8 protein-coding genes are annotated in these 5,681 nt (G+C 66.9%); 6 read left to right on the top strand and 2 right to left on the bottom strand.

Annotated elements, in window-relative coordinates; translation table 11 throughout:
- Positions 1 to 147: 147 nt before the first annotated feature.
- Entirely contained in the window at positions 148 to 348 is a 201-nt protein-coding gene (locus ABZ806_RS38970; RefSeq protein ID WP_500223507.1) for a DUF397 domain-containing protein, read from the bottom strand.
- Positions 345 to 1,229: a helix-turn-helix domain-containing protein gene (locus ABZ806_RS38975; RefSeq protein WP_500223509.1), complete on the bottom strand. Its 885-nt coding sequence runs from the start codon at positions 1,227 to 1,229 to the stop codon at positions 345 to 347. The genes ABZ806_RS38970 and ABZ806_RS38975 overlap by 4 nt, the downstream gene beginning before the upstream one ends.
- 326 nt (positions 1,230 to 1,555) lie before the next feature.
- Between ABZ806_RS38975 and ABZ806_RS38980 the strand changes: the two genes are divergently transcribed.
- From ABZ806_RS38980 to ABZ806_RS39005, 6 genes are all read left to right on the top strand, one after another.
- Positions 1,556 to 1,924: a hypothetical protein gene (locus tag ABZ806_RS38980; RefSeq protein ID WP_500223510.1), complete on the top strand. Its 369-nt coding sequence runs from the start codon at positions 1,556 to 1,558 to the stop codon at positions 1,922 to 1,924.
- The gene (locus ABZ806_RS38985) at positions 1,921 to 2,559 is read left to right on the top strand and encodes a hypothetical protein (RefSeq protein WP_500223511.1); all 639 of its coding nucleotides are present in this window, start codon (positions 1,921 to 1,923) and stop codon (positions 2,557 to 2,559) included. Before ABZ806_RS38980 ends, ABZ806_RS38985 begins: the two co-directional genes overlap by 4 nt.
- Positions 2,560 to 2,603: 44 nt before the next feature.
- A complete protein-coding gene (locus tag ABZ806_RS38990; RefSeq protein ID WP_500223512.1) occupies positions 2,604 to 3,038 on the top strand; it encodes a hypothetical protein in 435 nt (144 codons plus the stop codon).
- A gap of 166 nt (positions 3,039 to 3,204) precedes the next feature.
- Positions 3,205 to 4,122 carry a porphobilinogen synthase gene (locus ABZ806_RS38995; protein ID WP_500223513.1) on the top strand — a complete coding sequence of 306 codons (918 nt, stop codon included), beginning with the start codon at positions 3,205 to 3,207 and terminating at the stop codon, positions 4,120 to 4,122.
- Positions 4,119 to 5,132: a hydroxymethylbilane synthase gene (gene hemC / locus ABZ806_RS39000; RefSeq protein WP_500223514.1), complete on the top strand. Its 1,014-nt coding sequence runs from the start codon at positions 4,119 to 4,121 to the stop codon at positions 5,130 to 5,132. The genes ABZ806_RS38995 and hemC overlap by 4 nt, the downstream gene beginning before the upstream one ends.
- A 6-nt stretch (positions 5,133 to 5,138) precedes the next feature.
- The gene (locus tag ABZ806_RS39005; RefSeq protein ID WP_500223515.1) at positions 5,139 to 5,600 is read left to right on the top strand and encodes an NUDIX domain-containing protein; all 462 of its coding nucleotides are present in this window, start codon (positions 5,139 to 5,141) and stop codon (positions 5,598 to 5,600) included.
- Positions 5,601 to 5,681 lie beyond the last annotated feature (81 nt).

The following is a 5,681-nucleotide window of genomic DNA, read 5'->3' on the forward strand; positions in this document are numbered from 1 at the left end:
GCCCCGGGCGGCGTTCCGCCTACCCGGGGCCCATGTGCGTCTCATCGCTTCCTTAACCACACCACAGACGGACGGAGCCGAGCCCTTGCAGAACACATGGCGCCGCCGACGGTGACCCGCTCGCGCCGAGAGCCGGCCGTGGTCCGGTTACAGATCCAGGTCGCCAACTTTCACCTGGTTGATGAGACCGGTGAACGTGGGACGGTCGAGCGTGAGGTGGCCTCCCTCGAGGTTCTTGCTGTCGCGGATGCCGATGGCGGCCGGCATCCGTGCGACTTCCACGCACTCCTGTTGGGAGTTGCTGCGGCTGCTCTTGCGCCACTTGGCCGCAGCGAAGTCAGCACTCATGGTCCGTTCATCTCCCTTGCTAACTGCCGGAACAGCGTTGAGCTGTCCTCCTGTGACAAGGCGTCGTCCCAGATGACCGCGAACGCTTCGGCGTAGCGGTCGATCTCGTGGGGTTTGTCCAGGTACAGGGCTCCGGTGAAGCCTTGCACATACACAGTGGGTGGCTCGTGGTTGCGCCCGTCTCCGGTAGTTGGAAACCGCATAAGGATGAAGGGCCCGGTCTCGAGCCCCTGATGCGCGCCCACCGAGAAGGGCAGAACACGGATGCCGACGTTGCTGCGTTGGTTCAGCTCTGCGAGCCGATCCAACTGGGCCGCCATGACCGCGGCTCCGCCGATGACCCTGCGCACGACTGCCTCGTTCAGGGCAACATTGAGCATGGGCGGCGCAGTCGGGCGGGTCACCAGCGTCTGGCGTTGCATTCGCAACTGCACCCGTCGGTCGATCTCTTCATCCTGAAGGCTGGTGTTGTTCCTGATGACCGCACGGGCATAGTCGGGGGTCTGGAACAGGCCTGGAATCAGTTCGGGCGAGTACTCTTCACGGCTGACCGCTGCCCCCTCTAGACCGATGAAAAGGTCGAACCCGTCCGGAATGACGTCGCCGTATGCGTGCCACCATCCCTTTCCCTTGGTCTCCTTCGCGAGGCCCATCAGGGCCACCTTGAGACCGTCGGGTGCCCCGTAGACACGGCACATGGTCTCGACGTCGTGAGATCGCAGGGACGTTTGCCCTGTCTCGATCCGCCACATCTTCGCCTCGGACCATTCGAGCGCCTTTGCGGCGGCTTGCACGGTTAGGCGCGCGTTTGTCCGAAGTTCGCGCAGGTACCGGCCGAGTTGCCTCCGGGGGACGGTCGACCCCGTCGCGGCATCCGTCATCCGCTTCACCTCCATCCGGGGCGGTCTTTCACTCGAAATGAAAGCATCCCCCCGCACGATTCGCAATGAGCCTCCGACCTGCGGAAATTCGGTGCGGAGATTCACTCTGAAACCTTGCAGTGCTGGTTTTCATGGTGCTCTACTCGGAGTCAGCACGGAGGTAGTTCGCGACAATCCGTGATCTCGGCGAGCCGGTCAGGGCGCCCGTTCCGCGCTTCGCCCCCGCAGAGAACAACAGCCCCCATGCACGGAAGAGGCCCAACATGAAGATCATCGATGGATGCCGAGGCGCGGACGGCGACGGCCACACCCCTGGAGTGTGAACCGTGGGCGCACATGTGCGGACTTCCGGAGCGCGCTACGTCCCCCAGCGTCCGGAGCCGAGTCAGGCGAGCGGCCCCACCACCCTGATCCCCCAGCGCGAGCGAGTCGCCTTCCTGGCACAGCTCTCGCAAGCGTTCGCCCACATGGAGGGCGTCGTGACGGTTTTCGCCGACGTGCAGGGATATGTGGTCCTCAACGTGATTCCCCTGGGGGTACCCGGACAAGCCGTCACGGTCGGGTGCCGCTACTGCCGCGACGGCGCGTGGTGGTTCTACGACACCCGCACGGGCGAGTCCATCCGGCCAGCGAGCGACACGAGAATGGCCGCCCACCTGATCAGAACCAAGATGGAAGAGGCAGCAGCGGCATGACCTTGGTGGTATCGGACTACCCCCGCAAGCACGTCGGCAAGGTCGCCGAGATCAACGGCATGACCATCACCGACGGCCCGTGGATCGCCGTGCGCGAGGCATTCGGCATCACCGGACTTAGGTCCGGTGTGCTCGTGCGCTGGGAGGCAGAGGGCGTCATCTCGGCAGCCCAGGACTCCGAACGGTCGCCGCGGCGGTACCTCAAGCCGGAACTGGAGATCGTCGCGAAGTTGGGCACGGACGGCCCGCCGAGCCTGCGCGCTCTGCGCCGTTACCTGATGTCCTGCCCCGAGGGCGAGAGTGACGATGGCCTGCCGGACAGCCCCGCTAACACCGACACCCAGCAGACAAACGCCTCCGCCCCAGGTAGTTCAGAAAGTGCGGCGTTCCTGGCCACGCTGGCGAACCTGCTGCGCGGGCAGAAGCTCTCGCCCGAGATGGTCAGCGAGCAGCGGCTACGCGTCACCAAGGACGAGACCTCGCGCGGTGTCGCGATCGAATGTCGGCGCCGCGCGAGTGACGCTGACCGGTGGTGGTTCAGCTGGGGCGGCGGCGTCTGGCTGTGTGAGGCCGACAACCCGACCGAGGCCGCGGTCCAGGTGAAGGCGGCGCTGCGCACAGTGGGAGGGCCCTGATGGCGGCGAGCGGGCCGATGGGGTACACGGCCAGGCCGGAGGCCATGGGCGCGCTGATCTCCACCCTGTTCGCCGACCGGCTGTTCGAGCACGGCATCCCCTACCTGCGCGTCGGGCTGATGACGGTCTATGTGGAGGAACGCGCCACGCCGGAGCTGGCGAGCATGAAGCGTCGTCCCGCCGACGAGGCGATCGGAGCGGCGCTCGGCGTCGTCGCGAAGGTGTGGGACGAGGCGATGACCATGCACGGGATGTTCCGCCGGACGATCGACGAGTGCCAACGACAAGTCCGTCTGGAACTGGAAGAGATCGTGGACGAGCACATCACCCTCGTGCAGCAGGCAACCGAGGCGGGAGGGCACGGAACGCACCCGCGTGTGGAGCCCGGACAGACCGACTCCGGTCGGCACGAGTTGTTGCCCGCCCAAATGCGCACCCTGGGCACGGACCCGATCCCCCATCGCTCCGGACCGCCGTAGAGATCACGCCCCGCAGCGCCGGGGAGGGGGGCGCTCCGGGGTGCGGGTCCTGGAACCGTCGATAACCGGCGGTTCCAGGACCCATCCAGATGCCAGGCGAGCGCCTCTGCCCTCCTCAGTTCCTGTCTGGTCCTTCAGCAACTCCTTTGTTAAAGCGAGGTCGTGCGTGGTCAAGGAGTCACATCCTCAGCTCTCGGCGGATCGTCTTGTCATGGTCGTGCTCGTCCGGGAAGACGGCAGGAACGTCGGCCGTCCACCCGGTCCGGTCCCTACCTACACCCTGGAGCAACTGCCCGGCGTGACGGCACGCGCCCACCAGGCGGGCATCACCGCGTTGAAGGTCTTCGTCTCCGACCGGCGCAACGCCTCGGCGACGCGAGCCGCGGCGGGTAGCTCGGTGATGACGCGTGCGATCCGCGCCATCAAGTCGATGCGCCTGGGGGTGCAAGTGATGACCGAGACCTGCCTGTGCGGCTACCTGTCCACCGGCGATTGCCATCTCACCGCGCGCAACGGACGGCCCGACCAAACAGCGACCATTGCCGCCCTGGCGCACCAGGCCGTGACCCAGGCCGAGGCCGGGGCCGACGTGATCGGCCCTGCCGCGATGATCCCCGGCTCGATCGCGGCGTGCCGGAGCGCCCTGGACTCTGCCGGATTTCACCGGGTCGGCGTCATGCCGCACCTCATAGTGAACTCACGCCTTTACGGCGGCTACCGGGCCGCTATGGGCATCCACCCTCAGAACCGGCCGTTCCAACTCCCGGCCTCGGGCCGTACCGCCACGGCGGTCGAGCGGGGGCTCATGATGTTGTCCGAGGGGGCCGACTCACTGCTGATCGAGCCTGCCCTGTTCTCCACCGACATTCTCTGCGCGCTGCACGCCCGGGCCGGCGTGCCGCTCCTGCCGTTCTCCGTCTCCGGAGAATGCACCACCCTTGCGCCCGAGCTGCTGGCCGAGGAGTACGCCATGCTCCTACGCGCCGGAGCATCGCGGGTGGTCAGCCATGCCGCTCTGACCCTCGCCGCTACGCTCGGTGAGGCTCCGTCCACTGTCCCGACATCCCGGAAGACACTGACATGACCATCGTTCCCATGGGCTCGGGCAGCCCTCTCGCTCCCGCCGCCGCGTACTTCGAGAAGGCGCTGCCCGAGCGAGCGCTGCGGCTCGGTGGACGCACCAGCCACCTCGCCCGCGCCTACGCCCGGCGCGTCATCGACACCCTCGCGGCCGTGGTTCCCGGCCTGGAAATCGAATACGTCCCCATCGAGACATCGGCGGACCGATACAAGGGCGACCTGTCGGAGCTGGGCGGCAAGGGCCTGTTCATGAAGGAGATCGACAAGGCCTTGATGATGGGCCAGATCGACGCCGCCGTGCACTGCATGAAGGACGTCCCCGGCGACGTCCCCCTGCCCAAAGAGTTCGTCTTCGCCGCCTACCTCCAGCGCGACGACGTGCGCGACGCCGTGGTCTTCCCGGACGGCTCGAAGTACGCCACCATCAGCGACCTCCCGCCGGGCGCGCGCATCGGAACGTCCGCCGTCCGACGTAAGGCGCAACTGTTGCGCAGGCGGCCCGACTTGAACGTGCAGCGGTTCCGCGGGAACGTCGTCCCCCGCCTGACCCGCCTCGATGAAGAGCGAGAGGTGGACGCCCTGGTCCTGGCGGGCGGCGGCCTGGCCAAGGTCGGCATGGAGCACCGCATCTCGCAGCTTCTCAGCCTGGACGAGATGTGCCCCGCCATCGGCGCCGGAGTCGTCGGCGTCCAATGCCGCAAGGCCGACGAAGGGATAGTCGAACTCCTCCAGGTCATCGACGATGCCCAGACCCGCACCCACATCCTCGCCGAGCGGACGATGCTGCACGCCCTCCAAGGCCACTGCAACAGCCCAATCGCGGGACACTGCCACACCACCGACGACGGCCAGCTCAGCCTCATCGGCATGGTGTTCAGCCGAGACGGCGCGACATTCGCCTACGCCCACGAGTGGGACACCCCCGAACACGCCTACGAGCTGGGCGCCTTCGTCGCCGCGAACCTGACCCGCAAGAACGCCCGAAGCATCATCGCCGGCACCCGCCTGCACTGAACCCAGGTGTCCACGAACATCGCGGCTCCGCAGACGGCAGCTCATGCCGTACTGACCGACCCTCGCGGGCTCGTCCTGCTGGTCAACCCGACCTACAAGAAGCGGTGGCACCTGCCCGGCGGATTCGTCCATGAGGGCGAACTGCCATCCGCCGGGGTCGCCCGCGAGGTGCGGGAGGAGCTGGCCATCTCGCCGCGGCTACCTCCCGCACCCTCGCTCATCGCGTGGGCGCCGCACGCCGGCGACCGCCTCCTGATGTACTACGCGGCCAAGCTCACCCCTCAACAAGCAGGCGATGTAAGGACGAACGGTCACGAGATCATCGGCTTTCAATGGTGCGACCAGGCCGCCCTGGACGAGTGGCTTCATCCCGCCATCGCCGAACGAGTCCGGCTCACCCTGCAAGCCTCACGGCGCGGCCAAACCGTCTTCACCGAACCGCGACCAGGCACTGAGCTTGTCTTTTAACCTTGGATTCGGACGTTAAGGCTGTTCAGAGCCGTTCTGGGCAGGCGAGCTAGCGTGCCGGGCATCTTCGGAGGGTCTGGC

The sequence above is a fragment of the Spirillospora sp. NPDC047418 genome (assembly GCF_040643275.1).
Lineage (GTDB): Bacteria > Actinomycetota > Actinomycetes > Streptosporangiales > Streptosporangiaceae > Spirillospora.

Excerpts from the sequence above, each read along its gene's own strand:
- ABZ806_RS38970 (WP_500223507.1), bottom strand. The coding sequence starts at position 348 with ATGAGTGCTGACTTCGCTGCGGCCAAGTGGCGCAAGAGCAGCCGCAGC.
- ABZ806_RS38975 (WP_500223509.1), bottom strand. The coding sequence starts at position 1,229 with ATGACGGATGCCGCGACGGGGTCGACCGTCCCCCGGAGGCAACTCGGC.
- ABZ806_RS38985 (WP_500223511.1), top strand. The coding sequence starts at position 1,921 with ATGACCTTGGTGGTATCGGACTACCCCCGCAAGCACGTCGGCAAGGTC.
- ABZ806_RS38990 (WP_500223512.1), top strand. The coding sequence starts at position 2,604 with ATGGGCGCGCTGATCTCCACCCTGTTCGCCGACCGGCTGTTCGAGCAC.
- hemC (WP_500223514.1), top strand. The coding sequence starts at position 4,119 with ATGACCATCGTTCCCATGGGCTCGGGCAGCCCTCTCGCTCCCGCCGCC.